A 26,537-nucleotide genomic window follows, 5' to 3' on the forward strand; every position below is an offset into this window, starting at 1 on the left:
AACACGCGCGTCACGCGGCCGCGCGGCTCACCGGCGCGCCCGGCGTCGTGTACGCGCCGTCGAGATAGACGAGCGGATCGACGTCGCCGCTCATCAGCACCTCGCGAATGCGCCCGATGAACACCGTATGCGTGCCGTATTCGAAGCGGCCGTCCTGCTCGCACACGAGGCTCGCCTGCGCGTCGCGCAGATACGGCACGCCGTGCGCCGACGCCTGCCAGTCGCCGGTCGTGAAGCGCGCTTCGCCCTTCAGGCGGCCGCTGCAGTCGATCGCGATGCCTTCGTGCGCCGCCGACAGCACGTTCACGCAGAACCCCGCGCCCGCGTCGAGCGGCGGATACAGCGATGCGCTGCGGTTGATGCAGATTAGCAGCGAAGGCGGATCGGTCGACAGCGAATCGACCGCCGTCGCGGACATCGAGTAGCGCCGGCCGTCGTGCGCGCTGCTGATGACCGTGACGGAGCGCGCGAGACGGCGCATCGCGAGCAGCATGTCGGTGCGCAGCGGATGGGTGGTGAGATCGCTCATGATCGGACTCCGTCGGGTTCAGTCGTGGATCGCCGGGCGAGCCGGCCTTCGGCGTCGGCTGCGCGGGCAGCCAGGTGGTCGGCGGCGAGATACCCGAAGGTCATCGCCGGACCGAGCGTCGAGCCCGCGCCGGGGTAGCTCGCGCCCATCATCGAGGCACTGGTGTTGCCGATCGCGTAGAGCCCGTCGACCGGCTCGCCGTCGGCGCGCAGCACGCGGGCGTGCGCGTCGGTGACGAGCCCGCCCTTCGTGCCGATGTCGCCCGCGTCGATCCGCACCGCGTAGAACGGCGCCTGGTCGACCGGCCCCAGGCACGGGTTCGGCTCGTTACGCGGATCGCCGTAGTACGTGTCGAACAGGTTGTCGCCCTTGCCGAACGCTTCGTCGACGCCGGTTGCCGCATAGCGCGCCATGTCGCGCAGCGTATCGTGCAGGCCGGCCGCATCGACGCCGATGCGCGCGGCCAGCGCGTCGACCGTGTCGGCCTTCACGAGCACGTCGCGGAATTCGGCCGGAATCCGCGCATCGGGCATCATCGACGCCGGCATGATCGGCCCGCACGGATACTTGCGGCGAAAGCGCGCGTCGAACACCATCCACGCCGGCACGTTCGCACCGGTACGCGCATGGTCGCGATACATCGCCGGCACGAATTCGGAATACGGCGCGGCTTCGTTGACGAAGCGCTTGCCGAGGCGGTTCACGATCACGCAGCCGGGCAGGTTGCGTTCGACGAACAGCGCGCGCTGCTTCTCCTCGCCGGCGACGCCGACCGTCGGCGCGCCCCACACGTGCTCCATCAGCGCGAGCGCGCCGCCGAGCCGGTGGCCTTCGGCGATCGCGTCGCCGGTGTTGGCAGGCGGTGTCGCGCTCCATTGCGACTGCGTCGGCTGCGGCAGATAGCGCTCGCGCATCGGCTGGTTGCGCTCGAAACCGCCCGCGCCGAGGATCACGCCGCGCCGCGCGACGATCGTCACGCATTGCCCGAAGCGCTGCGCACGCACGCCCGTCACGCGGCCGTCGTCGTCGAGCAGGTCGCGCATCGGCGTGTCGAGCCACACGGGCACGTTGCGGTCGAGCAGCGCGCGGCGCAGCCCGCCGATCAGCGCGTTGCCGAGCGTCAGGCGCCGGTCGCGCCGCGTGCGGCGGCGCATCCCGATATCGAGCCAGTAGCGGCCGAACTGTGCGAGCGCGAGCTTCATGAAGCCGGGCCCGCGCGAAAACAGCGTATGCGCCTCCTTCGACGTCACCGCGACACGCCCGCCGATCAGCGTGCCGGGCGACGGCGGCCGCAGCCGGTCGAACTCGTCGCCGAGCAGCGCGCCGTCGAACGGCAGCGGATCGAGCGCGCGATAGCCCGGCATCGCGCCCGGCACCTTCTGGAAATAGTCCGCGTACTTCGGCAGCGCCTGATAACGCACGGGCGTGTTCGATTCCAGGTAGCGCAGCATCTCCGGCGCGCGGTCGAGATACGTGTCGATTTTCTCGGGCGTCGATTCGCCGGCCACGCAGGCTTCGATATAGCCGCGCGCGGCCTCGCGCGAATCGGTCGCGCCCAGCTCGGCGATATGGTGATTGCACGGCACCCAGATGCCGCCGCCCGAGACGGCCGACGTGCCGCCGTACAGCGCCGTCTTCTCGATCACGACGACGGCCAGGCCGTGGTCGGCCGCGCGGCACGCGGCGAGCAGCGCGCCCGCGCCCGAGCCGACGACCACCACGTCGAACACGTATTGCTGTGCTTGCGGGTCGTTCATCGCGGCCTCGTCAGATGAAGAAGTCGGTGTTCTCGCGGCCGAGCATCACGGCGCCGAGGTTCTGGCCGAAACGATCCACGTTGTTCGCGTAGTGCGCGCGGGCCGCATGCAGGTCGAGGAAGCGGCGCACCAGCGGATTGCGGTGATAGATGCCGTTGCCGCCCGCGTAGCGCAAGAGCGCGTTCGCGGCCTGCGCGCAGCGCTCGGCGACCTGCGCGGACTGGTAGCGAAAATGCACGCGGCGTTCGATCGACACGGCCGGACCGCCGGTGACCGACGCCATCAGTTCCGCGAAATTGCGCTTGAGCAGCACCTTCATCTCGTCGATCGCGACGGCCGCGTTCGCGCACGCGTTCTGCGCCCCCGGATCGTCGGTCGTCTTCGCGCCGCTGTTGGCCGACACGCGGGTGGCCGCATAGCCGGTGAAATCGTCGAGCGCGCCCTGCAGCGCGCCGATGCACGACGTGCACACCGCGCGCACGAAGATCTGCGCGAACGGCAGCTTGAACAGCGGCGCATCGTTGACGGCGAGGCCCGGGCTCGTGCCCATCATCCCGTCGATCGCCTTGTGCGTGCGGTATGCGGGCACGAACACGTCGTCGACGACGATGTCGTGGCTGCCCGTCGCGCGCAGGCCGAGCACGTCCCAGTCCTGTTGAATCCGGTAGTCGGATTTCGGCAGCAGGAAGGTGCGGTATTCGGGCGGCTGGCCGGCTTCGGCCGGCGGCACCAGCGCGCCGAGGAACACCCATTCGCACAGTTCGCTGCCGCTCGAGAACTTCCAGTGGCCCGACAGGCGGAAGCCGCCGTCGACCGGCGTCACGCGGCCGACCGGCATGTAGGTCGACGCGATCAGCGTGGCCGGGTCGTTGCCCCATACGTCCTGCTGCGCGCGCGCATCGAACAGCGCGAGCTGCCAGTTGTGCACGCCGACGACGCCGTACACCCACGCGGTCGACATGCAGCCGCGCGCCAGCGCCATCTGGATGTCGAAGAACGCTTGCGGATCGAGCTCGTAGCCGCCGTAGCGCTTCGGCTGCAGCACCTTGAAGAAGCCGGCGGCCTGCATGTCGGCGATCGTCTCGGCCGGGATGCGGCCCTGTGCTTCCGCCTGCGCGGCGCGGGCGGCCAGCGTCGGCGCGAGCGCCTCGGCGCGGGCGATCAGCGTGGCGGCCAGTGCGTTCGAATCGTTGTCGCGATGCACGAATGTCTCCTGTGAAGCGGGTGATGCGCCGCGGCGCCTTTCCCGCTCTCGTTCAAAATGGTTCGGCGCGGCCGGGCCGCGGGCGATGCTCGCCACCCCCGATGGTCGGCTTCGCGCGAGCGCGCCGCATCGTCCGACCGGACGACGGCCGCGGCCGCATGCATCACGCGCAGGCGCGCGCCTTCTCGCGGTTGAAGTACGGGATCACGTGCTCGCCGATGTTGCGGATCGTCTCCATCTGCGCGTCGTGCGGCACCGTGCCCATCTGGCACAGGAACAGCACTTCGTCGACGCCGGCTTCCTGCAGGCGGCCGACGTAGCCGATGCAGTCGTCCACCGTGCCGTACGCGTGGTTCGGGTTCATCATCGCGAGCGCCGGGTCGGCGAAATTGACCACGACTTCCTCCGACGCGAAGCGCGAGCGGATCACCATCTCGCCGGTGTCGGCCTGCACGAGATCGTCGCCCCACTTCGCCGGGTCCGGACGCTCGCCGCCCGTGTACCAGTACGCAAGCGATTCCATGAAGTAGCGCTGGCCGCGGATGCCGATCTTGCGCGCCGCCTGGCCGTCGGCCATCACGACCGTCGGGCACAGCGCCGCGAGGTGCTGGGTCGGCCGGAAGCCGACCTGGTCTTCCGGCTTGCGGTTCGCCCACGCTTCGCGATACACGGCATTCTTCTTCGCGACTTCGTCGGGGCCGCCGAAGCCGAGCACCAGCGCGCCCATCCCGCGCTGGCCGGCGCGCAGCAGCGCATCGGTGTTCGTGCACGCGAGATACATCGGCGGGTGCGGGTCCTGGAACGGCTTCGGGTGGATCGGGCGCTTCGGGATCTTGATGTACTTGCCGTCGTGCTCGATCTCGTCCTGCACGAACATCTTCGGCACGAGGTACATCGATTCGTCGATCATCGGCTGCAGTTCGTTGAGGTCATAGCCGAACGCGCCGGCTTCCTGCTGGCTGCCGCCCTTGCCGACGCCGAAGTGCACGCGGCCGCCCGACAGGATGTCGAGCAGCGCGACGCGTTCCGCGACCTTGATCGGGTGGTTCATCGCCGGCGGCAGGCACACGACCCCGTGGCCGAGGCCGATGCGCGTCGTGCGGCCGGCCAGGTAGGCAAGGAAGGTTTCCGGCGCGCTCATGTGCGCATAGTTGGTCAGCGACGTGTGCTCGACGCACCAGATCGTGTCGAAGCCGACCTGCTCGGCGAGCAGCGCCTGTTCGACCGTCTCCTTGAATACCCGGTGGTCGCCCTCGCGCGATGCGTCGGTGGTCTGGGCTTCGTAGATGAGGGAAAACTTCATTGCGTGCGTCTCCATGTATGTTGGACGAGTCGGGGTCGTGCAGCCCGCCCGCACGATACGGACGAAGCGCGACGGTCCACGAATGGAAGTGTCGGCGCGCGGACGGGCGCAGGCATCGTCTGTTCGGAGTACCGGCACGGGTGCGCGGACAGAGGGGTTTCACCGTCATCCGATCGGACTGCGTGACGCGGCGAACGCCGCGCTAGCATCGAACGGCGGCGCGTTGCGCGCGCCGGCCAACGACAACGGAGAGAGGGAATGAAGGTTTCGATGCTGCTGTATCCGGTCGACGACATCGACACGGCGCTGCCGCTGTTCGTCGACGGGCTGGGCCTGAACGTGAAGTTCCGCGACGGCGATCGCTATTGCGCGCTCGACGGCGGCCCGCTGACGATCGCACTGGTCGCGGGCGACGAGCAGATCGTCGAGCGCGCGGCGCTCACGCTGCGCGTCGACGAGGACGACGATCTGTATGCGGCGATGGCGCGGGTCGTGAAGGCCGGTGCGTCGGTGCGCGTGCCCGTGCAGGCCGGCCCGCACGAATACCGCGCGGTGCTGGAGGACAAAAACGGCGCGTTGCTCGTGATTTCCCAGAAACGGGCGGCGTGACGCACGCACGCCGCATGCGGCGCCTGCGCACCCGGCGTCAAACGTCCTCGCCGGACGCGCGCAGGTCGCTGGTTTCCAGCAGTTCGAGCAGCGTGCCGGCCGGCTGGCTGAGCCGTTTCGCGGCCAGTGCGATGAATTCGACGTCCGGCAGCGCGGGCAGCCCGTCGACGTTCACGGGCGGCGCCAGGCCGCGCGCGGACAGGTATTGCGACGTCGCGGTCAGCCCGAGCCCGGCCCGCGCGGCCGCGATGCAGCCCGGCTGGCTGCTGCTCGAACACACGACTTCCCAGCCGATCCCCTTTTCCGCGAGCGCGTTCAGCACCACCGCGCGCGTGACGCTCGGCTCGGCCACCAGCACGAGCGGCAACGGCCGTTCGAGGTCGACGACGGTGCCCGGCCGCGCGGCCCATTCGAGCCGTGCGCGCAGCAACGGCGTGCCGCGCCGCTCGCCGAGCCGCCGCTTGCCGATCATCAGGTCGAGCGCGCCCGCATCCATCAGTTCGTAGAGCCGGCTCGTCATGCCGGTGGTGATCTCCAGCGCGACGTCCGGATGCGCGGCGCGGAACCCGGCCAGCACGTCCGGCAGCGCGACGAGCGCGAGGTCGTCCGACGCGCCGAGCCGCACGCGCCCCTGCAGCCGCGGCTTGCGGAATTGCGATTCCGCGCGGTTCAGCGCCTGCAGGATCACGTTCGCATGCACGAGCAGCGCCTCGCCGTCGGCCGTCATCGCGATCGAATGCGTATCGCGCACGAACAGCCGCCGGCCGACGCTCTCCTCGAGACGACGGATGTGTTCGCTGACGCTCGACTGGTTGAGCCCGAGCTGCCGCCCCGCTTCGGTGAAGCTGCGGCAGTTCGTGACGGTCGCGAACGTCTTGAGCCAGACGGGATTGAGCATGCCGGCATTGTCATCGGCATTACCGATGACAGTCAACGACTTGAGGCAGCTTCCCGATGACCACCGGAATCGGTACCATCGAGCGCTCGAAGACCGGCAGGCGCCGCACGACCGCGTAACGGCCGTAACGATGCCTCCCGCGCCGGCCTTTGCACCACCGAATTCGCCATGTCCCGGGAACCCACACATTCCGCGCTGCTCTGGATCGTCGCCGCTGCGTTCTTCATGCAGTCGCTCGACACGACGATCGTCAACACCGCGCTGCCTTCGATCGCACAAAGCCTGCACGCGTCGCCGCTCGCGATGCAGCCCGTCGTGGTCGTCTATACGCTGACGATGGCGATGCTCACGCCGGCGTCCGGCTGGCTCGCCGACCGGTTCGGCACACGCCGCGTGTTCTCGCTCGCGATTCTCGTGTTCGTGCTCGCGTCGATCGGCTGCGCGGCGTCGCATACGCTCGGCCAGCTCGTCGCCGCGCGTGCGCTGCAGGGCATCGGCGGCTCGATGCTGCTGCCGATCGGGCGGCTCGCCGTGCTGCGGCGCGTGCCGGGCGAACAGTACGTCGCGGCGATCGCGTTCGTGTCGATCGCCGGCCAGCTCGGCCCGATCGTCGGGCCGACGCTCGGCGGCTGGCTCACGCAGGCGATTTCGTGGCACTGGGTGTTCATCGTCAACGTGCCGGTCGGCGTGGTCGGCTTCCTCGCCGTGCAGCGCTACCTGCCGCACGACCAAGCGCAGCAGCCGCCGCCGTTCGACTTCGTCGGCTGTGCGCTGCTGTCGGTCTCGATGATCGCGCTGTCGCTCGCGATCGACCCGCCGATGCCTGCGCATCGCGCCGCGTGGGCGACCGGGCTCGCCGTGCTCGGCCTGACGAGCGCGCTTGCCTACCTGCCGCACGCGCGGCGGCGCGCGCAGCCGCTGTTCCGGCTCGGGCTGTTCCGCGAGCCGAACTTCGGGTCGGGGCTGCTCGGCAACCTGCTGTGCCGGATCGGCACGAGCTCGGTGCCGTTCATGCTGCCGCTGCTGATGCAGGTGCAGCTGGGCTATACGCCGCTGCAGTCGGGGCTGATGATGCTGCCGGCCGCGATCGCGGGCGTCATCGCGAAAAAATGGATCGCGCCGCTCGTGAAGCGCTTCGGCTACGCGGCATTTCTGGTCGTGAACACGGCGATCGTCGGTTGCGCGATCGCGGGGTTCGCACTGGTGTCGGCGCGGCCCGCGCCGGTGCTGGAAGGCGCGCTGCTGATCGTGTTCGGCGCCGCGAACTCGATGCAGTTCGCGGCGATGAACGGCGTGACGCTCAAGGGGCTGTCGCATGCCGACGCCGGCAGCGGCAACAGCCTGTTCACGATGATGCAGATGCTGGCGATGGGGCTCGGCGTGTCGATCGGCGGCGGCCTCGTCAACCTGTTCGGCGCCTGGCGGGGCTCGATGGCACACGGGTTCATGCTGTCGTTCGTGTGCATGGGTACGGTGACGCTGCTGTCGTCCGCCGTGTTCCGGCGCATCGATACGGCCGCGCCGCCGGCCGGGGCGGCGGCGCGGCCATCCGCGTGAGCGCGGCCGTCAGTTCGCCGGACGGCGTTCGACGACGCGCTTGAGCACCCAGCGGATCGACGAACCGTCGGCCGGCGGTTGCGCGACGCGGTATTCGTCGACTTCCAGCGTGTACAGGTAACCGGGCTGGTACGCGAAGCCTTCGATGCCCGCGTACCACAGGCTCCACGGCTCGTTCGGACTGCTGCGCACCTGCAGGCACTCCATCGGCGCGACGCCGGTGCAGCGCGCGGATTGCGGCGCGACGTAGACGGTCCGGGTCACCGGCTTGCCGTCGGCCGGGCGCGCCGCGTTCGGCGCCGTGGCGGCCGCGTCGGTCTGGCATCCGGCGACGAGCGTGCTGCCGGCGATGACGGCCGCGCCGAGCAGCATTCGGGTTGTGTGAATCATCGGAGATTCCTCTGGAGCGTTGGAGGGCCGGTTAGACGATCGGCACGGCTCGAAAGTTCACAAATACCTTACAAAACACGCTCGACCACCCTCATTCGTGGGATGTCCGGTACGCCCCGACACGTTATCGTGTTCCGGGTCCGCCGCGCGCATCGCCGCCGACGGTCCGAACCTGCACGCCGGGCGCCTTGCGACCCGGCGGCCGCAACAGGAGACAACCCGGATGACCACGGCGCCCGCGGCCCTGCCGCCGCACCTTGCCCAGTCGAAACTGACGCTCGAGCAGTTCGACGCATTGCTCACGACCCTCTACGAAGGCCCGCTCGAAGACGTGCCGTGGGGCGCCGCGCTCGAGCAGATCCGCATGCACCTGCACGCGAACTACGTGACGATGATCCTGCGCTGGCCGGCCGACGGCCACGCGGGGCTGATGATCAACGCATCCGACGCGAGTGCGCCGCTGTCGGGCGTCGCGTCGTACAACACCTACTACTACGCGCTCGATCCGTTCGTGAACCTGCCGAGCGATCGCGTCGTCACCGTCGACGAGCTGCTCGGCATCAGCGTCTGGCGCGGCAGCGCGATGTATCGCGAGTTTCTGGAGCCGTTCGACGTCGGGTACCTGATGGGCGCGGACCTGCGCACGTCCGACGGCATCGAATGCCGCTTCCGCGTGTGCCGCCCGCATCGCGGCCGCGCGTTCACGGCGACCGACAAGGCCGTGTGCAACGCGCTGCTGCCGCATCTGAAGCGCGCGGTGCGGCTGCACGCGAAGTTCGGGGTGGTCGAATCCGAGCGCACGCTGTACGCAAGCGCGATCGACCGCATGCTCGTCGCCACCGCGATTCTCGACGAGCGCGGCGCGATCATGAAGACCAACTGCGTCGCGGACGAAATCTTCGCCGAATGCGACGGCCTGCGCGTGCGCGGCGACGCGCTCGAAGCGTCGTATCCGCTGGAGGACCGCAAGCTGCAGAAGCTGATCCGGCAGGTGCTCGCGGAGCGCGCGGGCGGCGCGCCGTCGGTCGCGCAGGCGATCGCCGTGCCGCGCCCGTCCGGCAAGCCGCCGCTCGGCGTGCTGATCCGCGCGGTACCGCTCAGCGAATGGTCCGAGGACAATCCGCGCCGGCCCGCGTGCGCGATCTTCATCCGCGATGCCGAGCGCAAGTCGCAGGCATCGCACGACATCGTGCGCAAGCTGTTCGATCTCACGCCGGCCGAAACCGCGCTGGCGCTCGCGCTCGTCAACGGGCAGACGCTCGAGGAAGCGGCCGATGTGCTCGCGATCAGCAAGAACACAGCGCGCTCGCATTTGCGTGCGATCTTTTCGAAGACGGGTGTCACGCGGCAGGCGACGCTCGTCAGGACGTTGCTCAACAGCGTGCTGACACTGGGGTGAGATGCGCGCTGCCGTCGTCACGGCAGCGGTTCACCGCGCGGCGATCGTGTACCATCGACGCTTCCCGATATGCCCGATCGCGCTGCGTTCGTCCGCTCTTTCACGTGCGTGCGATCCGCCCGGCGCCCCCGCTTCGCATGACCTCACCCGTTCCGTCCGCCCCCGCGCTGCGCCCGCTGCCGATCGATGCGCTGACCGTGCCGGCCGCGCTCGACGGACGCACGGGCACCAACCGCTCGAACGGCGCCCATCCGCAGATTGCCGCGACCAACGATCTCGACGCGGTGCGCGCGTGGCTCGCCCGCTTCGTCGATACGCCGACCACGTTCCAGAACTACCGGAAGGAAGCCGAACGGCTGCTGCTGTGGGCCGTGATCGCGTGCGGCAAGCCGCTGTCGTCGCTCACGCACGAAGACCTGATCGTCTACCGGCAGTTCCTGCTCGCCCCCGAGCCGGCCGAGCTGTGGTGCGCGAACGGCGGGCGCAAGCATCCGCGCGACGATCCGCGCTGGCGGCCGTTCTACGGGCCGCTGTCGGCGGCCAGCCAGCGGCAGGCACTGGTGATCCTGAACGTGATGTTCTCGTGGCTCGTGCAGGCCGGCTATCTGGCCGGCAATCCGCTCGCGTTGTCGCGGCAGCGGCAGCGCCGGCCCGCCCCGCGCGTCACGCGCCATCTCGGGCAGCCGCTGTGGCAGTCGGTCAAGGACGCGATCGCCGCGATGCCGCGCGACGACGCACGCGCGAGCTTCCATGCGGATCGCGCGCGCTGGCTGTTCACGCTGCTGTATCTCGGCGGGCTGCGCATCACCGAAGCGGCCGACACGACGATGGGCCAGTTCTTCTGCCGGCGCGATGCGGACGGGCGCGATCGCTGGTGGCTCGACGTGACGGGCAAAGGCGGCCGGCAGCGGCTCGTGCCGGCCACCGACGAAATGATGGCCGAGCTGGCGCGCTACCGGCGCGCGCGTGGTTTGCCCGCGCTGCCGTCCGACGGCGAGCCCACGCCGCTCGTGCTGCCGGTCGGCCATGCGCGCAAGCCGCTCACGCGCGCGGCGCTGCACCGGATCGTGAAGCAGGTGTTCCGGCAAGCGGCCGACCGGCTGCGCGCGCACGGCGAAGCCGGCGAACAGCAGGCGCGCGTGCTCGAACAGGCGTCCGCGCACTGGCTGCGCCACAGCGCGGGCTCGCACATGGCCGACGGCCGCGTCGACCTGCGGCTCGTGCGCGACAACCTCGGCCACGTGTCGCTCACGACGACGAGCCAGTACCTGCACGCGGACGACGACTGGCGGCATCGCGAGACGGAGGAGAAGCATCGGATCGGGTGGTAGGCGCGTACCGATCTGATGGAGCCCCGGACTCGCGCCATAGGCCGGCGCTCAGTGATCGAGTTCGAGCCCGCCGAGGCCACCGTTGCCGCGACATTTTGCGCGGTCGCTTTTCACCTGCCAGTCGACCGGAACGCTCGGCACGTCCCGTCGATCAGTACACACCCACCCAGTGCCCGGGCACCCACGCCCAGTGATTGCCGGCCCACCGGTAATGCCCCTTCGCCCAGCGATAGCCCGGCGCAGGCATCGGAGGCGGCACCTCGACGACGGGCGCCGGCTGCGGCGGCCGCGCGGGTTCGACCACGCATGCGGACATCAGCGCCGCACTGGCCGCAACCAGTACGGTGAGCGAAACGGTTCGGATCTTCGACATTGTGGATTCTCCCTTGTCGTGTTGTGGATGGATTCGGTGCAGAAGCGGCCACGCCGCACGTCACGCGGTTCCGCGCACCAGCCCGCTCATCGGCCGCGTCACACCGCTTTCCGCGAACAGCGCGGACGCGGTGTGACGCGGATCGAGCCGCAGGCTTTCGGCGGCGGCGCCCGAGATCAGCGCGTCGAGCGACGCGGTCGGTTTCAGGTCGCGCCCTTCGTACAGGTCGCCCGGCCGCAAACCGGGCCAGTCGGCGATCACGCGGCCGCCCGCCACCGCGCCGCCCGCGAGCATCGCGACCGACGCCTGCCCGTGATCGGTGCCACCCGTGCCATTCGCGGCCGCCGTGCGGCCGAACTCCGTTGCGACCAGCACCGTGGTCTGCTGCCACGCGGGCCCGAGGCCGTCGCGCAGCGCGGCGAGCATCGTATCGAGCGCTTTCAGTTGATTCGCGAGCCGCACGTTCTGCGCGCTGTGCGTGTCCCAGCCGCCCGTCTCGATCATCGCGATGCGCGGGCCGTCGTCGCGCGCGAGAAACGTCGCGGCGAGCTTGCCGACACCCGCCGGGTCCTGCCGCGCATGCGCGTCGCCGGCGAGGCCGCGCGCATCCATCGCCGATTGCCACAGCGGGCCGAGCTGCGCATCGGCTTCGTAAAGCGCCGACACGCGTGCGAGCAGGTCGTCCGGCGCGGCGGGCAAGCCGGACGGCGCGTACGACGCGGCCTGCACGGTGCCGCGCAACGCGAGCGGCACGGTCGGCGCGAACGCGATCGCGTTTTCGCGCGACGCCGGCAGCAGCGCGGCGAGCCGGTTCAGCCATCCGTCCTTCACCTGGTACGGCGCGCGGCCGCCCGTCTCCAGCACGTTCTGGCCGTCGAAATGCGAGCGGTCGCGATACGGCGACGCGATCGCATGAACGAACAACGCGTGCCCGTCGCGGTACAACTGCGCGGTCTGCACGAGCGACGGATGCAGCGCGAACGTGCCGTCGAGCCGCGTCGCGGCCGACGTGTCGATCGCCAGCGGGCCGCGCAATGACGCATACGCGGGCTCCGCATACGGGACGACGATGTTCAGGCCGTCGGCCGCGCCGCGCTGGATCACGAACACGAAGCGTCGATCGGTCTCGACGTTCGCGAACACGATCCGCGGCGCAACGAGGATCGCGCCCGCGCCGGCGGCGGCCACGCTCAGGAATTGTCGGCGGGACAGTGCCATGGTCATCTCCGTTGGAAATCGGGCGAAACGAGCAGCAGCGCGAGCGACGTGGTCGCGCTTTCGGCGCGCGACAGCGCGGTGGCCGTCGGCGCACTCAACGAACCGGCGAGCAGCGTGTTGCCAAGCGTGCGCGGGTCGAGCCGGTCGCCCGTGCGCGCGGCCAGCCGCTGCGCGAGCTCGACGCGGCGCACGAGCGCGTCAGGCGCGGCCCAGCTCGCGGCAACGTCGTCGTAACCGGCCGGCGAGCCGGGCCGCCACACCGGCTGGCCGAGCTGCGCGAGCAGCGGTGCGACCTTCAGGTCGCCCGTGTCGCGCCAGCCGAGGCCGCGCAGCGACGACACGGCCCACTCCCACGGCGTCTTGAACTTGCGGTTGACCGGCGCCCACGCATCGGGCGCCTCGACGAGCGCGCGATAGACGGTCGGCAAATCGCCGCCGCTCGCGTCGAACGCGCGGGCGAGCCGATCGGTCAGCGCGGGCGGCGGATTGTCGGCGACGAAATGGCGCGCCAGCTGGAACGCGATATGCCGGCCGGTCGCCTCCGAATGCGCGAGGTCGTGCAGGATCGCGCGCGCCTGCGCTTCGCCGGGCTGGTCGTAGCTGCGCCCCATCACGGTCCGCACGCCGGGCTCGTGCAGTTTCGGGCGAAACACGAACGCGCCGGGCGCCGCATCGCCGGGCTGCGGGCCGCGCCCGCCGGCGATGCTCCAGCCGGTCAGCGCGCGCGCGAATTCCGTCACGTCGGCCTGCGTGTAGCCCGTGCGCACGCCGAGCGTGTGCAGCTCCATGATTTCGCGCGCGAGGTTCTCGTTGAGCCCGCGCTTGGCCGACGGATTGCGGGCTTCGGCACGCAGCGCGGCCGGGCTGTCGGGGCCGACCGAGCGCGCCTGGTCGAGAAAGAGCTGCATCGCGGGATGCTGTTCGACGGCGACCAGCATGTCCTCGAAACGGCCGAGCACGTGCGGGCGGATCGCGTCGCGTTCGAACGCGCCCGCATAGGCCGCCACCGGCCCCTTGTCGACCGACACCGCGAAATGGTTCGCCCAGAAATGCACGAGCCGCTCGACGAACGGCGCGGGCGTGCCCAGCGCGCTGTTCATCCGCGCGACGACGGCGCTGCGATACGTGTCGTAACCGTCGCGCCGGATCGATTGCTCGGTCGCGCGCTTCGTGGCCGGATCGTTGCCGGTCATCGCATTGCGCGCGTTCGCGAAGCGCGTGGCGAGCGCCACCGCGTCGGGCTCGCCGGCCCACGCGGGCGGCCGCGGGTCGTAGCGGTCGAATTGGGCGACGAGCGACGCCTTCGGGTCGGCGGGCGGCGCGTCGTCGGCCCGCGCGCCGAGGCCGAAGCGGTTCAGCGCAATGGCGGCCGGTGTGATGTCGTTCGGGTGGTCCATGACGGGTTCTCGCGATGCGTACCCGTGTTTAACGCTGGCCGGCGGGAAATCCGTCGCGCGGAACGCAAATATTTCGGGTTTGTCTCGCGCCTTTGAATGCGTGCGTGTTGCCGCTCGAATTTCAATCACGAATTCGACTGAAGGTTGCAACGAATCTTTTCACTTTTCACGAACCCGACCGGCTCGGATCGGCATGCTCGCCGGCGGATGCCCAAATCTGCGAATCACCGCTTGCCGCGTCGAAGCCGCCAGGCGCTTGCCCTTCGCGGAAAGCGACCTAGACTCGTGTAACGGCGTTCGCATGAAAGACGACGCGCGCGCCCTCGAGCGCAATAACAGCGAAATCGTTCGGTTCATCGAATCGCATTGGGCGTCGCGCGTCGAAAGGAAAGCGACCGTTCATTCAGCCACCGCTCGCCACGCCTCGCCTCGCGTCGACGTGGCGCCACTACATTGACCAGGAGAAGCCGCCGCATTCCCGCCTGCCACGACGAATTGCGCCGGCCACCGCTACGATGCCCACTCTTCCCGTCAGCTTGCGTGCGCAGTTTCTTTGCTTCGGCTCGATGCGTGCGCCCTCGCACTGGACCCGCGCGTGGCTGCTTGCGGTCACGCTGACGCTACACGGCTATCCGGCACATGCGCAGAACCCGCCCAGGGTGGTCGACATCCCGACCCGTCCCGGCGTGACTCAGCGGTTTCTCTTCATCGCGCCGGAAGCACCGAAGGCCGCGGCCATTCTCTATGCCGGCGGACACGGCGGGCTGCAACTGGAGCCGTCCGGACGGTTCGGATGGGGCGCAGGCAACTTTCTCGTCCGAACCAGGCAGTTGTTCGTGAAGGACGGCATCGCCGTCGCGGTCATCGACGCACCGAGCGACCGGCAATCCGCGCCCTACCTCAACGGCTTTCGACTCTCGAAGGAACACGTCGACGACGCGCGTGCCGTGATCGCGTGGTTGCGGGAGCAACTGCACGTACCTGTCTGGCTGGTCGGGACGAGCCGCGGCACCCAGTCCGCCGCTGCCATTGCGATCGCGCTGGCCGGCGGCGGCGGGCCCGACGGTATCGTGCTGACATCCACCATCCTCCGCGAAGATCGAGGCGGCACCGCGGTCACGGACATGAACCTTGCCAGCCTCAGAATTCCGGTGCTCGTCGTTCACCACGAGAATGACGGCTGCAAACATTGTCCGGTGTCCGAAACGGATGCGCTGATGAAGAAACTGGATGCGTCGCCCAAAGCCGAGCTGATGATCGTGTCGGGCGGCACGTCCCGGGGCGATCCGTGCGAAGCACTTGCCTATCACGGCTTCAATGGCCTGGAGAGCGGCGTGGTCGACTCGATCTCCGCGTGGATGCTTGCACGTTGAACGTGCGCGCAGCGTAGCGCCGTCGCAGTTGCCTCGCGACGCTTCGCTGAAGCGTGCCTGCAAGCGTTGTCGATCGACACTCCGCGTACGCGTTGCACGCCGCCGCCCGTCGCCCGCGCGGCGTGTGCTAACCGATTTACCGACTCGCCGAGTCGTCCTGCTGCTTCTGCAACTTCGGCGGCAACCGCCAGTTACCGCTATGCCGCAACCCGTCGACGAACTTCATGCGTTCGTCCGGCGTCAGCGTCGCCGCGAAATCCACGACGCTGCGCTCGACCTGCGCACGCAGCGCGGTATCGGCCGCCCGCGTGCGATCGAGAGCGGCGTCGATCGCGGTACGGTCGAGTTGCGGCGCGGCGAGCAGATCCAGCACGGTGATCCGGCCGTCACGCCCTTCCCGCGCGAAATCGCGACCGTCCTTGCGCGCAGCCTTCAGCGCCGCGACGAATGCCTGCTGGCGCGACTCGGGCAATTCGTCCGCGGCGAAACGCAATGCGGTGCGCGACGCAGGCGCGCCCGCGGCCCGCAGGTCGCGATGCGTCGAGAACCACTGATACGCGCCGCCGCCGATCGCGCCGAGCATGAATACGTTCAGCACGACCGAACCGACGAGGATGAATTTCCAGCCGCGCTCGCTCATTCATCGCTCCAGTCCACGCTCGGCCCGCCGAACGTCGTTGTCAGATAGCCCGGCTCATGCGAAGAAGGCACGCTGCCGAGCATCAGCATCGACACGGCCACCGCGCCCGCGAGCGCACCGGCCAGGCCCACGCCCGCGAATGCCGCGCCCGACCACCACACGGCGCCCCGCCGCCGCGCGCGGCGCGGGGCGGGCGCCGTCGCGACGATGCGCTCGACGAGCGACGGCGCGGGCGGTGCGACCGTATCGTCGGCGAGCCACGCATCGAGTTCGGCGGCCTCGTCCAGCGCCGCCAACGCATCGCCCGGATGCGCGTGCGCCCACGCCTCGGCGGCCGCGCGCTCGCCGTCCGGCCAGCGCCGCGCATCGGAGCCGTACGCGGCGACGATGGTACGAAATCGTTCGGGTGTCATCGGATGTCCTCGCTAGGTGAATCGCCGGCCAGTTGCGCGCGCAAGTTTCGTCGCGCACGCGCAAGCAGGCTTTCCAGCGCGTCGACGGAAATGCCCATCAGGTTGGCCGCCTCCACGTTCGACAGGTCCTGATAGTACTGGAGCACCAGCGCTTCGCGTTGCCGCGCCGGCAGCGCCGCGAGCGCCTGCCGCACACGCGCGTCGCGCGCGCGGGCCTGCGCGCGCAGGGCCGGCTCCGGCTGCGGGTCGGGTACGTCGGGCAATACGTCGATCGGTTCCTCGCGGCGGCCGCGCAAGCGGTCGTAGCACAGATTCAGCACGACGCGATGCAGCCACGTGTCGAACCGTGCGTCGCCTTCGCGCCAGCCCGGCGCCTGTTTCCAGATCCGCAAGAACGTCTCCTGTGCGACGTCCTCGGCTTCCGTGCGGTCGCCGAGCATGCGCGTCGCGAGTGCGAGCAGCCGCGGCAGCTTGCGCGCGACGAGCGCGCGCACGGCCGACGCGTCGCGCGCGCCGACCCGCGCCACCAGCTCGGCGTCCGGATCGCCGCCGCTCAACGCGGGGCGCTCCAGCGCGTCGCGCGTCTGTGCCGCGGCGCGATCGTAGGTGCGCCCGCCGGCAGACCGAAGCTCATCGTCGTGTTCTCCTTGCGTGCGCCGTGTCATTACCCGGCCCCGCCACACCGGCGGTTCGGAATCATCGTGCGCATCGCGCACGGGATCGGCAAGATCCGTTTCATCGGTATCCGTTTCAGGCCGCATGGCGATCGGGTCGACCGGAGGCCGGCCGCCCGGTCGCGTTCGCGCGAGCGGCGGCCGGCGCGCTCAATATACGACGACGCGCGCGGGCCGGTAATAGGCCGGGCGCGCCGGCACCACGACACAGCCGGCCAGCACGATGGCTGCGGCCGCCAGTATCAGCACGGTTCGAAAAGGCATGGCTGCGACTCATGATGTGGCGAAGGCGCCGCGCGCCGGCATCGCGTGCCGGGCGGCGGCGTGCGCATCAGGCCCAGTGGCCGGGAATCCAGCGCCATGCCGGCCCACGCGCGGCCCAGTGACCCGGCACCCAGTGATAGCCGACGCGAACCACTTGCCAGTGGCCCGGAATCCACACGTAGCGGCCCTGCCGCCAGTGCCAGTGGCCCTGATCCCACACGTAGCCCGCGCGCGGCGCCGGCATCACTTCGACGCGGGGCGGCGGCGGCGCATAAGGCGCGACGATGACGGCCTGCGCGAACGCGGCGGACGCAGCCAGCGCGGCCACGCATGCCGTCGCGAACCGCAATGGAATGGAAAGCTTCATGTAAGACTCCGAAGTAGCGAGTACCGACCGGAAGCGGCCGTTCATGCGTTAAACGGCGCGGAGGAAAAAAATCCGTCGCGATGCCGGCAAATAAATTTCGGTCGAACCGGACGTGCGTCGCCGCAGCCCGGAAGCGGCGATCCGCCCGTCCGGGCAATCGCCCACGCCCAACGGGGTTGCCGTGCTGTCACAACCCGGCAAAACTGCCCTTCGACAATGTTCGCCACCGGGATCCCGCTCGTTTCCGGCTCATGCCCCGGCCACGTTCGCGCGCGGCCGGGCGGTTCCGCAGCTCGCGTCTCCACCCACGAAAACACCGACCATGTCGAACCAGGACACCTCTCCGATCCAGCCGAACGAGCCGGCCGCGTCCGTCTCGCGCCGCGGCTTCCTGAAACTCGCCGGCGTATCCGGCCTCGCCACCGCCGCCGGTAGTCTCGCGGCAGCCCGGGCCGCCGCGTCGAACCCGGACGGCACGCCCGAACAGGTCCATCTGACGTGGGGCAACGACCCGACGTCGGAAGTCGTGATCTCGTGGGCCTCGCTCGCGCCGGCCGTCAATCCGCGCGCGCGCATCGTCGCCGACGGCGAGCCCGCGCGCACCGTGCACGGCGTGCAGCGCCTGTACACCGACGGCCTGAACGGCGAGACCGTATTCGCGTACCACGCGCGCGTGCACGGGCTGAAGCCGAATACGCGCTACCGCTACGAGATCACGGCCGACAACGACAGCAACGCCGCACAGCCGTTCTCCGCGAATTTCTCGACGGCGCCGCGCGGCCGCGCGCCGTTCCGCTTCACGAGCTACGGCGACCTCGCGACGCCGAACGGCGCCTGGGTGCTGTCGTCGCCGCAGAGCCGCTTCGCGGTGCAGGCCGTCGAGCAGTTCCAGCCGCTGTTCCACCTGCTGAACGGCGACCTCTGCTATGCGAACCTGAACCCCGCGCACCAGCCCGAGGTGTGGCGCGATTTCGGCAACAACAACCAGACGTCGGCCGCCAACCGTCCGTGGATGCCGTGCCCCGGCAATCACGAGATCGAGTTCAACAACGGCCCGCAGGGGCTTGACTCGTATCTCGCGCGCTATACGCTGCCGGAGAACGGCACGCGCTTCCCGGGCCGCTGGTACAGCTTCCGCGTCAGCTCGGTGCTGTTCGTGTCGCTCGACGCCGACGACGTCGTGTACCAGGACGCCGCCGCGTTCGTCGGCGGCCCCGATCCGCTCGTGCCGGCCGCGAGCACCGGCCGCCCGCCGATCGAGCCCGGCACGTCGTTCTACGTGCGCGGCTACAGCAACGGCGAGCAGACGCGCTGGCTCGAACACACGCTGCGTCATGCCGCGCACGACGACGACATCGACTGGATCGTCGTGCAGATGCACCAGGACGCGCTCAGTTCATCGAAGACGGGCAACGGCTCCGACAAGGGCATCCGCGAAGCATGGCTGCCGCTGTTCGACCGCTACGGCGTCGATCTCGTGCTGTGCGGCCACGATCACGACTACGAGCGCAGCTACCCGGTGCGCGGCTGCAATCACCGCGCAGGCGTCGATGCGAAGACGGGCGAAGTCGTCGAGACGCTGCAGCCGCGCCCCGTCGGCTCGAACGATCCGGATCGCACGACGTTCGACACGAGCCACGGCACGATCCACCTGATCCTCGGCGGCGGCGGCACCAGCGCGCCGCTCGACGTGTACGGCGAGAACCCGGCGACCGGCTTTGCGCAGGCGAAGGTGTTCACGAAGCCGAACCGGCCGGTGCCCGGCACGGCGCCGAATACGTTCGTGCGCCAGCCTGCCGACGCACTCGAGGATGCGATCTGGTCCGCGCGGCGCGATACGGGCACCGGCTACGGGATCGCCGTGTTCGACCACGATCCGGGCAAACCGGGCGGCCGCACGACGATCACGATGCGCTACTACCACGCGCCGGGCGCCGACCAGCACCCGAGCGCCGACTACGTGCTGTTCGAGACGATCGAGCTGAGCAAGAAGCGCAACGGCCGGTGATCGCGCGGGCGCCCGTTGCGGCGGGCGCCTGATGCTTCATCGAACGATTGGTTGCGTGCGCAACGTCACGGGGCGATCAGGATGCCGCGGTTCGCGAAATAACGGTCGAACGTCGCGCGCGGCATCGCGACGCCCTGCTGCGTGCGCACGTCGAATCCGGACGGGTTGTGGAACAGCCAGTCGCCGGTGTCGCGGTTCGCGCCGAACACGAGCACCAGATGCCCGCCGCGCGACGGCGGCTCGAACCCGTCGTGCCGGATGCCGGGATGAACCGACGCCATCAGCATGTGGCCGTCATGGAGCTTCGATTCGAGTGCGGCCGAATCGATATCTTCGACGACGTCGCCGTCGATCCCGTACCGCTCGCGCACCCAGTGCACGAAGGGCCGGTAATGCAGGCGCTTGCCGGTATCGCCGAGTTCCGGCCGGTACACGCCGAACCCGACGGCTTCGCGAACCAGTTCGAGCAACGGCACGATCGTGTTCGAGCGGTACGCGAGCAGCATCTTCAGGCATGCGATGCCGCAAATGTTCGGGCTCCACTGCGCATATTCTTCCGGCGTGCGCGCACCGGAGCGATGCCACAACGGGTCGTCCTCCGAACGCAGCTCGCGGGACACGAACCGTGAGACCAGGTGCGACGATTCCCATTGCGAGAAATACGGCACTTCTTTCATGGCTTTCCTCTCTGAAAGCGCGATGTGGACAGTTGGCTACATCAACGAGAACGTGACCTTCTGCTTCATGCGAATCGGCTGTGCGCCGCCGTCGGCGCTACAGTGAATGCGCGTGAACGCCGCTGTCACCACCGCGTCGAGCTCCGCATGACCGCTGCTCTCCAGCAGCGTCACGTCCGACACCGTCCCGTCCGGCAGCACGACGCCGCCGACCGTCACCTCCCCGCTCTGCCCGGCCCGGCGCGCACTCGATGGATACGGGACGTCACGGGAATCGATCCGGGTGCAGCGCGCGACTTCGCTTGCCTGGACGTAGGGCGCTTCGGCATGCGCGACGCCGGAAAGCGCGAAGGCGGCGAAGGTGGCGGCTGAAACGACAAGCATTGAGCGGTTCGACATGGCGCCTCTGGTTGGTCTTATGGGATTCGATGCATGCGGCGACGGCTGCGTGACTATACCGCGACGGGTGCACGCGTCCGATGCACATGGCGACAGGACCGTCGTCGCGCACCGCGACCGGCATGCCACCCGTTGCTCACGAGCCGCTCGGCCGTCACGCGGGCGTCGACAGGGTGAGCTTCACCGGGTGGGCTGATACCGGGCGGAAGCGCCTCACGTACGCGGCGGAATCCAGTCTGAAGCGCATCGTGCTAGAGTGCCGCCGCAAGAATCCGGCGACTGCGACCAGTCCGCGCGGGCGCACGCCCCGTACACCGAGATCAAGGCCATCTGGATCGACGTCCCGGCGCCCCCCCATGTAAATGCGCCGCTTTGCATGGCCGGTTGCAGCAGCCGCCTCGCGCAGCGCGCCGCAACCGGATTTTCCGTTTGCGGCGTCAGCACGCGCGCGACGGCCCCGTCTCACCCGAAATCGAATTTGAATGTTGAAACAGGCACGAAGCATGAAGCGCAAGAATAAGGCAACGCTCGCCGGGCTCGGCGCGGTGTTGTTGTGGGCCTCCGTGGTCGCCCTCGTTCGCGGAGTCAGCGAAAACCTCGGCGCGACGGGCGGCGCCGCAATGATCTACACGGTCGCATCCGTACTGCTGCTGTTTACGATCGGCTTCCCCGATCTCAGCAGATTCCCGAAAAACTATCTGCTCTGGGGCGGGCTGCTGTTCGTCGCGTACGAGGTGTGCCTGTCGCTGTCGATCGGCTATGCAAGCAACGGCCGGCAGGCGATCGAAGTGGCGATGGTCAACTATCTATGGCCGAGCTTCACGCTGGTCGCGGCGATCGTGTTCAACCGGCAGCGCGCCAACCTGCTGGTCGTGCCCGGCGTCGTACTGTCGATGCTCGGAATCGGCCGCGTGCTCGGCGGCGACCAGGGGCTCGACCCGGCCGGCATGCTGCACAACGTCGCCGCCAATCCGCTGAGCTACGGCCTCGCGTTCGTCGGCGCGCTGATCTGGGCCGGCTATTGCACGGTGACCGCACGCATCGCCGACGGCAAGAACGGCGTCACGCCGTTCTTCATGCTGGTGGCGCTCGCGCTCTGGATCAAGTTCGCGATCGAAGGCGGCGGCGGCATGACGTTCAGCCTGCATGCGGCCGTCTACATCGTGCTGGCGGCATCCGCGCTCGGCTTCGGCTACGCGGCCTGGAACACCGGCATCATGCACGGCAACGTGACGATCATCGTCGGCGCGTCGTACTTCACGCCGGTGCTCGCCGCGCTGCTCGCCGCGACGCTGCTGCATGCGCCGCTGTCGATCGAATTCTGGCAAGGCGCATCGATGGTGTGCGGCGGGTCGATCCTGTGCTGGCTCGCGACGCGCGGCCGGCGCCGCGAAAAAACGGCGCCCGTTCGAGCCCGCCACGAAGCGCCGGGCCATTGCCAGGGCTGACGCTGCCGGGTGCTTTCGCCGCGATGTCGTTCGACGGCCTCGCGTCGGGCCGGCAAGCCGTCAACCGCTCACGCTAGCGCGATTCCAGCGCGATACGCACGGCCAGTCCGGCCAGCACCGTGCCCATCAGCCAGCGCTGAACCGACGCCCAGACCGGCCGCCCCGCCAGAAAACCCGCGATCGCGCCGGCCATGCAGGCGATCAGCGCATTCACGCTGACGCTCACCGCGATCTGCACGCAGCCGAGCACCAGCGATTGCGCGAGCACGCTGCCGTGCCCCGGCGAAATGAATTGCGGCAGCAGCGACAGATACATCACCGCGATCTTCGGATTCGCAAGGTTCGTGACGAAGCCCATCGTGAACAGCCTCGCGCGGCTGTCGTGCGGCAACTGCCTGACCTGGAACGCCGAGCGGCCGCCCGGCTTCAGCGCCTGCCATGCGAGATACGCGAGATAGAGCGCACCGGCCAAGCGCAACGCGTCGTACGCATACGGCACGGCCATCACCAGAGCTGTGATGCCCACCGCCGCGCACACCATGTAGACGACGAACCCGAGCGCGACGCCGCCGAGCGATACCAGCCCGGCCCGGCGGCCCTGGCAGATCGAGCGCGAAACCAGGTAGATCATGTTCGGCCCGGGCGTCAGCACCATTCCGAGCGACACGAGTGCGAAAGCAAGCAAGGTGGGTACGGCCGGCACGGTGATCTCCTTGTGAATGCAATGCGCGGGTGGCGGCCCGCACAATGTATTGCATCCCCGCGGCCATCGGCATGAATAAACTGCAAGCCGCTCATGAGCGCCGTTCATCGCCTCGACGGTTCGCTACCGGCCCTTTCTCGCGCGCGCGTGGATCGCCTTCGCCGCCTTCGCGCGTTGCGCGTCGACGAGCCGCACGAACGCGTCGGTGATCGCGTTGCCGGACGCGCTCCACGACAGCCGCACCGACCGATGCAGCTTCGGCGACAGCGGCAGCACGCGGCCGCCGAACGGCGTGTACGTGAGCGTGATGCGCGGAACGATCGACACGCCCATGCCGGCCTCCGCCATCGACAGGATGGTGCGCATCTCGACCACGTTGAACGCGGCCTGCAGCGGCGCGCCGCTGCGCGCGAAGTAATCCGCGATCACCGGCCCGCATCCTGCTTTCGAGAAAATGAACGGCGCCGCGGTCAACTGCTTCGCCGACACGCTCTTGCGGCCGGCGAACATGTCGTCCGCCGCGACCGCCACGAAATCCTCGTCGAGCAGCGGCAGATTGTGTGCGAACGTCTTCGTGCCGGCCACCACGCCGACGTCGGCCGTACCGTCGTCGATCCACCCCTCGACTTCGCTGTCCGTGCCTTCGAGCAGCACCGCCGACACGCCCGGGTGCATCTCCTTCAACGCCTCGAGCGCCGGCACGACGAACGCCAGCGACACGCTCGGCAGCGACGCAACCACCAGCTTGCCTTCGAGCTTGCCGCGCGACAGGCTGAACTGCTGGCGCAGCAGTTGCGCTTCCCGCACCACGCTCTGAACGTACGGCCACAGGCGCTCGCCCGCCGCGGTCAGGACGACCGGCTGCCGATCGCGCCAGAGCAGCTTGACCTCCGTGACGGCTTCCAGCTCGCTCAGTGCGTGACTGATCGCCGATTGACTGCGGCTCAACCGGTCGGCGGCGGCCGTGAGCGAGCCGAGTTCGACCACGGCCGCCAGGGCCTGCAACTGCGCCAGTGTCATCCGACCTCCTTGTTCAAGAAGAGTATGTAAGTCATGCATGAAGCATTACATCGTCATGAATTATATTGAACTGGTGAAATGACCACGCAGCAGAGGCGAATGGCGCGTGACAGCCAGCGCCGAATGCGTTGCGCAACGCTCAGGTAAGATGCACGCTCGAACCGCGCGGCGATTACCTGCGGACCCGGCCGCACAACGGGACGGCGCCACGCGATCGACTATCGGTTCACGCGAATCCGGAACACATGCGTGCGGGCGCTGTCGGCAGCGCCCGCTGCCGCACCAGCCGCGACATGCCATTCGATGATGCCTATCAATCCGACTGAAGGGGTGCTGGTCTCCAGCCTGCAGGGGCTCGGCGCGTTCGACCTGGCCGGCATCGCCATCGCGCTGTTCCTGGGCGGCATGGCCAAAGGGATCACGGGCATCGGCGTCCCGCTGATCGCGATGCCGATCCTCAGCCAGTTCCTGCCGATCCGGCATGCGGTGCTGCTGCTGTCGATGCCGATCATCCTCGGCAACATTCCGCAGGCGCTGGAAGGCGGCCAGGTGCTGGCGACGGCACGCAAGATCGCCGCGCCGATCGCGGGTACCGTGATCGGCAATATCGTCGGCGTCGCGATCCTGCTCGCGCTCAATCCCGGTCATGCGCAGGCGGCATCCGGCGCGCTGCTGATCGTCGCCGCGACGCTGATGCTCGCCGCGCCGAAGCTCAACCTGCCGGACGCATGGCGACAGCCCGTCGGATTCGTGCTCGGCTTCGGTGCGGCGCTGATGGAGAGCATCGCGTCGGTTCCGGGCCCGCTGCTCGCCACCTACCTGATTTCGTCCGGCGCCACCGGGCGCGTGTTCACGAAGCAGATCGCGATCATCCTCGTGGTGTCGATCGTCACGCTGATCACGACGTTCAGCGGCGCCGCGCACGCGAGCGGCGCCGACCTCGCGATCTCGGCGGCGGCCAGCCTGCCCGCCATTGCCGGCATGTGGCTCGTTCGGCCACTGCGCGACAAGATGTCGCCGCGGATCTTCCGGATCGTCGTGCTGCTGTTCGTGCTCGTCGCGGCGTCGCAGATGATCTGGAAATCGGGCGTGTTCCGGCACGGCGGATCGCACGCCGTCCAGACGGGCACCGCGCAAACTGGCAACAACTAGCAGGCGACACACCGCCATCGGGCGCGCATGCGTTCTGAAAGCTGCCGGGCGTAGTATTTGCGGATCCGGCGTATCGCCCCGCCCGACGGTGCGGGCGGTACGTCACCGACTGTGCTTCGCGCGCGGATGCGCGCATCGGCACCGCCACGCTTTCAAAGGCATGAAATGGAAACCTATGTGTTGCTCGGCTGCGGATTCGGCCTTGGCCTGTTGATCGCGATCTGGGGAATCTGGCAACTCAAGTAACGCTCGCCGGCCCGTCCACGCGCGCCACGCGCAAGCAATCCGTAGGGAGACGGACAGGAAATCGTCGTTTGCGTCCGTATTCGTCATCCAGTCAGTTCGCACTCCGATTCATCCATCCGGCGGTCTCCACTACCCGTGCGGGCTTCCGCTGGGTGCGTCGCTGCACGGCGCGGCGTCGTGCAGCAGGTCGACGCACGTCACCTCCGCGACGGGCGGCTCGCCGGTGTCGCCGAAAGAACACCGCTGCTTCCGGACTCATGCGAGAACGCTCGCCGCGGCCAGGCCGGCGTCCAGCCTCGTTCCCGAAGACGGGTTAGACTGTTTCGATGGAACAATGCCGTTATTGCCAGAGAATCCGCGATGAATGGGATTGCCACGGGGACGAATGCCGCCGGGCAATCGCCAAGGCGCTGCGCCGGCAGCGCGCCGGCCTGCCGATGGTGCCCGATCGCATCCGCAACGAACTGCCGTCCGGCGCGCCGACCCAGCAGGTGATCGCCGTGCTGTCGCGCCAGCGCCTGCGCGCGCGCCGCGGCAACGAGGAGCGCCGGGAGCGCAAGGAAATCGACGACGACCTCTGACCCGGCTGCGTCGCCGCCGGGCCGCCGCCTTCCGCCCGCGCATCCGCCGCCGGGCGTCTGACTGTGCAGACCCTCCGTGCACCGCGCCTGCGACCGCCCCGCCGTTGCGAATCCGGCAACATCGAATAGGGGACGAAAGCGTTTATCCAGAAATTATTGCCCTGTTTGCAACGATCTTTCGCCAAATCTCACGTTTACCCTAGGTCCACCGACGCCTACGATGTAATCAACCGCTTACGACATGGTGTCGAACGCGGAAAGCCAAAAACATCGGAGGTCATCATGAAATCGCTCGTTTCCGCAGTCGTCGCCGCTGTCGCCCTGTCCGCTTCGTTTGGTGCGTTCGCCCAAAGCACCGTGACCCGCGCCCAGGTGCGCAACGAACTGGTCCAGCTCGAAAGCGCCGGTTACAAGCCGAGCCAGTCGAGCCCTTACTACCCGGCCGACATCCAGGCCGCGCAAGCCCGCGTGCACGCTGCCGACAACAGCGGCTACGGCGCACAGCCGGCCGCGACCGTCGAGGGTGGCGCACCGGCCGCGAAGGTGCAGAGCCCGCGCGACTCGATCTACTTCGGCCACTAAGCCCGCGGCTGCGCGCGTTCGCGCG

28 protein-coding genes are annotated in these 26,537 nt (G+C 68.9%); 11 read left to right on the forward strand and 17 right to left on the reverse strand.

Going from position 1 to position 26,537, the window contains the following annotated elements:
• Positions 1 to 10: 10 nt before the first annotated feature.
• The 4 genes from WJ16_RS26990 to WJ16_RS27005 form a co-directional block, all read right to left on the reverse strand.
• Positions 11 to 529, reverse strand: coding sequence for a flavin reductase family protein (locus WJ16_RS26990; protein WP_069260084.1), 519 nt, complete (start codon positions 527 to 529; stop codon positions 11 to 13).
• Positions 526 to 2,286, reverse strand: coding sequence for an FAD-binding protein (locus WJ16_RS26995; protein WP_069260085.1), 1,761 nt, complete (start codon positions 2,284 to 2,286; stop codon positions 526 to 528). The genes WJ16_RS26990 and WJ16_RS26995 overlap by 4 nt, the downstream gene beginning before the upstream one ends.
• Positions 2,287 to 2,296: 10 nt before the next feature.
• The gene (locus WJ16_RS27000) at positions 2,297 to 3,490 is read right to left on the reverse strand and encodes an acyl-CoA dehydrogenase family protein (RefSeq protein WP_069260086.1); all 1,194 of its coding nucleotides are present in this window, start codon (positions 3,488 to 3,490) and stop codon (positions 2,297 to 2,299) included.
• A 163-nt stretch (positions 3,491 to 3,653) separates the two neighbouring features.
• Positions 3,654 to 4,793, reverse strand: a complete 1,140-nt coding sequence (locus tag WJ16_RS27005) for an LLM class flavin-dependent oxidoreductase (protein WP_069261156.1) — start codon at positions 4,791 to 4,793, stop codon at positions 3,654 to 3,656.
• A 258-nt stretch (positions 4,794 to 5,051) separates the two neighbouring features.
• On the opposite strand from WJ16_RS27005, the gene WJ16_RS27010 reads away from it, so the two are divergent.
• On the forward strand, positions 5,052 to 5,402 hold the full coding sequence (locus tag WJ16_RS27010) for a VOC family protein (RefSeq protein ID WP_011355015.1): 351 nt from the start codon (positions 5,052 to 5,054) through the stop codon (positions 5,400 to 5,402).
• A 37-nt stretch (positions 5,403 to 5,439) separates the two neighbouring features.
• Here WJ16_RS27010 and WJ16_RS27015 read toward each other — a convergent pair whose 3' ends face one another.
• Entirely contained in the window at positions 5,440 to 6,300 is an 861-nt protein-coding gene (locus tag WJ16_RS27015; RefSeq protein ID WP_069261157.1) for a LysR family transcriptional regulator, read from the reverse strand.
• A 168-nt stretch (positions 6,301 to 6,468) separates the two neighbouring features.
• Between WJ16_RS27015 and WJ16_RS27020 the strand changes: the two genes are divergently transcribed.
• The gene (locus WJ16_RS27020; RefSeq protein WP_069260087.1) at positions 6,469 to 7,857 is read left to right on the forward strand and encodes a DHA2 family efflux MFS transporter permease subunit; all 1,389 of its coding nucleotides are present in this window, start codon (positions 6,469 to 6,471) and stop codon (positions 7,855 to 7,857) included.
• A gap of 9 nt (positions 7,858 to 7,866) precedes the next feature.
• On the opposite strand, the gene WJ16_RS27025 is transcribed toward WJ16_RS27020, so the two are convergent.
• Complete coding sequence (locus WJ16_RS27025) at positions 7,867 to 8,247, reverse strand: DUF4377 domain-containing protein (protein WP_069260088.1); 381 nt, start codon at positions 8,245 to 8,247, stop codon at positions 7,867 to 7,869.
• A 223-nt stretch (positions 8,248 to 8,470) separates the two neighbouring features.
• Between WJ16_RS27025 and WJ16_RS27030 the strand changes: the two genes are divergently transcribed.
• Both WJ16_RS27030 and WJ16_RS27035 read left to right on the forward strand, forming a co-directional pair.
• The gene (locus tag WJ16_RS27030) at positions 8,471 to 9,646 is read left to right on the forward strand and encodes a helix-turn-helix transcriptional regulator (protein ID WP_069260089.1); all 1,176 of its coding nucleotides are present in this window, start codon (positions 8,471 to 8,473) and stop codon (positions 9,644 to 9,646) included.
• A 137-nt stretch (positions 9,647 to 9,783) separates the two neighbouring features.
• Positions 9,784 to 10,977 (forward strand): tyrosine-type recombinase/integrase, encoded by a 1,194-nt coding sequence (locus WJ16_RS27035; protein WP_069260090.1) that lies wholly within the window; start codon positions 9,784 to 9,786, stop codon positions 10,975 to 10,977.
• A 151-nt stretch (positions 10,978 to 11,128) separates the two neighbouring features.
• On the opposite strand, the gene WJ16_RS27040 is transcribed toward WJ16_RS27035, so the two are convergent.
• The 3 genes from WJ16_RS27040 to WJ16_RS27050 are packed head-to-tail and all read right to left on the reverse strand — an operon-like array spanning position 11,129 to position 13,965.
• On the reverse strand, positions 11,129 to 11,350 hold the full coding sequence (locus tag WJ16_RS27040; RefSeq protein ID WP_069260091.1) for a YXWGXW repeat-containing protein: 222 nt from the start codon (positions 11,348 to 11,350) through the stop codon (positions 11,129 to 11,131).
• A 60-nt stretch (positions 11,351 to 11,410) separates the two neighbouring features.
• Positions 11,411 to 12,568: a DUF1501 domain-containing protein gene (locus WJ16_RS27045; RefSeq protein WP_069260092.1), complete on the reverse strand. Its 1,158-nt coding sequence runs from the start codon at positions 12,566 to 12,568 to the stop codon at positions 11,411 to 11,413.
• A 2-nt stretch (positions 12,569 to 12,570) separates the two neighbouring features.
• The gene (locus WJ16_RS27050) at positions 12,571 to 13,965 is read right to left on the reverse strand and encodes a DUF1800 domain-containing protein (protein WP_069260093.1); all 1,395 of its coding nucleotides are present in this window, start codon (positions 13,963 to 13,965) and stop codon (positions 12,571 to 12,573) included.
• A 515-nt stretch (positions 13,966 to 14,480) separates the two neighbouring features.
• Here WJ16_RS27050 and WJ16_RS27055 point away from each other — a divergent pair.
• Positions 14,481 to 15,338 (forward strand): alpha/beta hydrolase, encoded by an 858-nt coding sequence (locus WJ16_RS27055; RefSeq protein WP_236858337.1) that lies wholly within the window; start codon positions 14,481 to 14,483, stop codon positions 15,336 to 15,338.
• A 136-nt stretch (positions 15,339 to 15,474) separates the two neighbouring features.
• Here the strand turns inward: WJ16_RS27055 and WJ16_RS27060 are convergent, their stop codons facing one another.
• The 4 genes from WJ16_RS27060 to WJ16_RS27075 form a co-directional block, all read right to left on the reverse strand.
• Positions 15,475 to 15,978 carry a periplasmic heavy metal sensor gene (locus WJ16_RS27060; protein ID WP_069260095.1) on the reverse strand — a complete coding sequence of 168 codons (504 nt, stop codon included), beginning with the start codon at positions 15,976 to 15,978 and terminating at the stop codon, positions 15,475 to 15,477.
• Positions 15,975 to 16,391 carry a hypothetical protein gene (locus WJ16_RS27065; protein WP_069260096.1) on the reverse strand — a complete coding sequence of 139 codons (417 nt, stop codon included), beginning with the start codon at positions 16,389 to 16,391 and terminating at the stop codon, positions 15,975 to 15,977. The genes WJ16_RS27060 and WJ16_RS27065 overlap by 4 nt, the downstream gene beginning before the upstream one ends.
• Positions 16,388 to 17,152, reverse strand: a complete 765-nt coding sequence (locus WJ16_RS27070) for an RNA polymerase sigma factor (RefSeq protein WP_076606012.1) — start codon at positions 17,150 to 17,152, stop codon at positions 16,388 to 16,390. The genes WJ16_RS27065 and WJ16_RS27070 overlap by 4 nt, the downstream gene beginning before the upstream one ends.
• A 244-nt stretch (positions 17,153 to 17,396) precedes the next feature.
• Entirely contained in the window at positions 17,397 to 17,696 is a 300-nt protein-coding gene (locus tag WJ16_RS27075; RefSeq protein WP_069260097.1) for a YXWGXW repeat-containing protein, read from the reverse strand.
• A gap of 322 nt (positions 17,697 to 18,018) precedes the next feature.
• On the opposite strand from WJ16_RS27075, the gene WJ16_RS27080 reads away from it, so the two are divergent.
• Positions 18,019 to 19,704, forward strand: coding sequence for a purple acid phosphatase family protein (locus WJ16_RS27080; RefSeq protein WP_069260098.1), 1,686 nt, complete (start codon positions 18,019 to 18,021; stop codon positions 19,702 to 19,704).
• A 65-nt stretch (positions 19,705 to 19,769) separates the two neighbouring features.
• Here the strand turns inward: WJ16_RS27080 and WJ16_RS27085 are convergent, their stop codons facing one another.
• Entirely contained in the window at positions 19,770 to 20,381 is a 612-nt protein-coding gene (locus tag WJ16_RS27085; protein WP_069260099.1) for a C39 family peptidase, read from the reverse strand.
• A gap of 36 nt (positions 20,382 to 20,417) precedes the next feature.
• Positions 20,418 to 20,780 carry an energy transducer TonB gene (locus WJ16_RS27090; RefSeq protein ID WP_069260100.1) on the reverse strand — a complete coding sequence of 121 codons (363 nt, stop codon included), beginning with the start codon at positions 20,778 to 20,780 and terminating at the stop codon, positions 20,418 to 20,420.
• Between the two features lie 122 nt (positions 20,781 to 20,902).
• Here WJ16_RS27090 and WJ16_RS35075 point away from each other — a divergent pair, with 122 nt between their 5' ends.
• Together WJ16_RS35075 and yddG are read left to right on the forward strand one after the other, a co-directional pair.
• Complete coding sequence (locus tag WJ16_RS35075; protein WP_418219863.1) at positions 20,903 to 21,142, forward strand: hypothetical protein; 240 nt, start codon at positions 20,903 to 20,905, stop codon at positions 21,140 to 21,142.
• Between the two features lie 141 nt (positions 21,143 to 21,283).
• Complete coding sequence (gene yddG / locus WJ16_RS27095; RefSeq protein WP_157126869.1) at positions 21,284 to 22,228, forward strand: aromatic amino acid DMT transporter YddG; 945 nt, start codon at positions 21,284 to 21,286, stop codon at positions 22,226 to 22,228.
• A gap of 73 nt (positions 22,229 to 22,301) precedes the next feature.
• On the opposite strand, the gene WJ16_RS27100 is transcribed toward yddG, so the two are convergent.
• Entirely contained in the window at positions 22,302 to 22,931 is a 630-nt protein-coding gene (locus tag WJ16_RS27100; RefSeq protein WP_069260102.1) for a LysE family translocator, read from the reverse strand.
• A gap of 123 nt (positions 22,932 to 23,054) precedes the next feature.
• Positions 23,055 to 23,951, reverse strand: coding sequence for a LysR family transcriptional regulator (locus tag WJ16_RS27105; RefSeq protein WP_069260103.1), 897 nt, complete (start codon positions 23,949 to 23,951; stop codon positions 23,055 to 23,057).
• A gap of 303 nt (positions 23,952 to 24,254) precedes the next feature.
• Between WJ16_RS27105 and WJ16_RS27110 the strand changes: the two genes are divergently transcribed.
• The 3 genes from WJ16_RS27110 to WJ16_RS27120 all read left to right on the forward strand — a co-directional run bounded on the left by WJ16_RS27110 (position 24,255) and on the right by WJ16_RS27120 (position 26,512).
• Entirely contained in the window at positions 24,255 to 25,103 is an 849-nt protein-coding gene (locus WJ16_RS27110) for a sulfite exporter TauE/SafE family protein (protein ID WP_069260104.1), read from the forward strand.
• Between the two features lie 572 nt (positions 25,104 to 25,675).
• Positions 25,676 to 25,930 (forward strand): hypothetical protein, encoded by a 255-nt coding sequence (locus WJ16_RS27115; RefSeq protein ID WP_069260105.1) that lies wholly within the window; start codon positions 25,676 to 25,678, stop codon positions 25,928 to 25,930.
• A gap of 282 nt (positions 25,931 to 26,212) precedes the next feature.
• Positions 26,213 to 26,512, forward strand: a complete 300-nt coding sequence (locus WJ16_RS27120; RefSeq protein ID WP_069260106.1) for a DUF4148 domain-containing protein — start codon at positions 26,213 to 26,215, stop codon at positions 26,510 to 26,512.
• The last annotated feature ends 25 nt before the right edge of the window (positions 26,513 to 26,537 follow it).

The sequence above is a fragment of the Burkholderia metallica genome, from assembly GCF_001718555.1.
Lineage (GTDB): Bacteria > Pseudomonadota > Gammaproteobacteria > Burkholderiales > Burkholderiaceae > Burkholderia > Burkholderia metallica.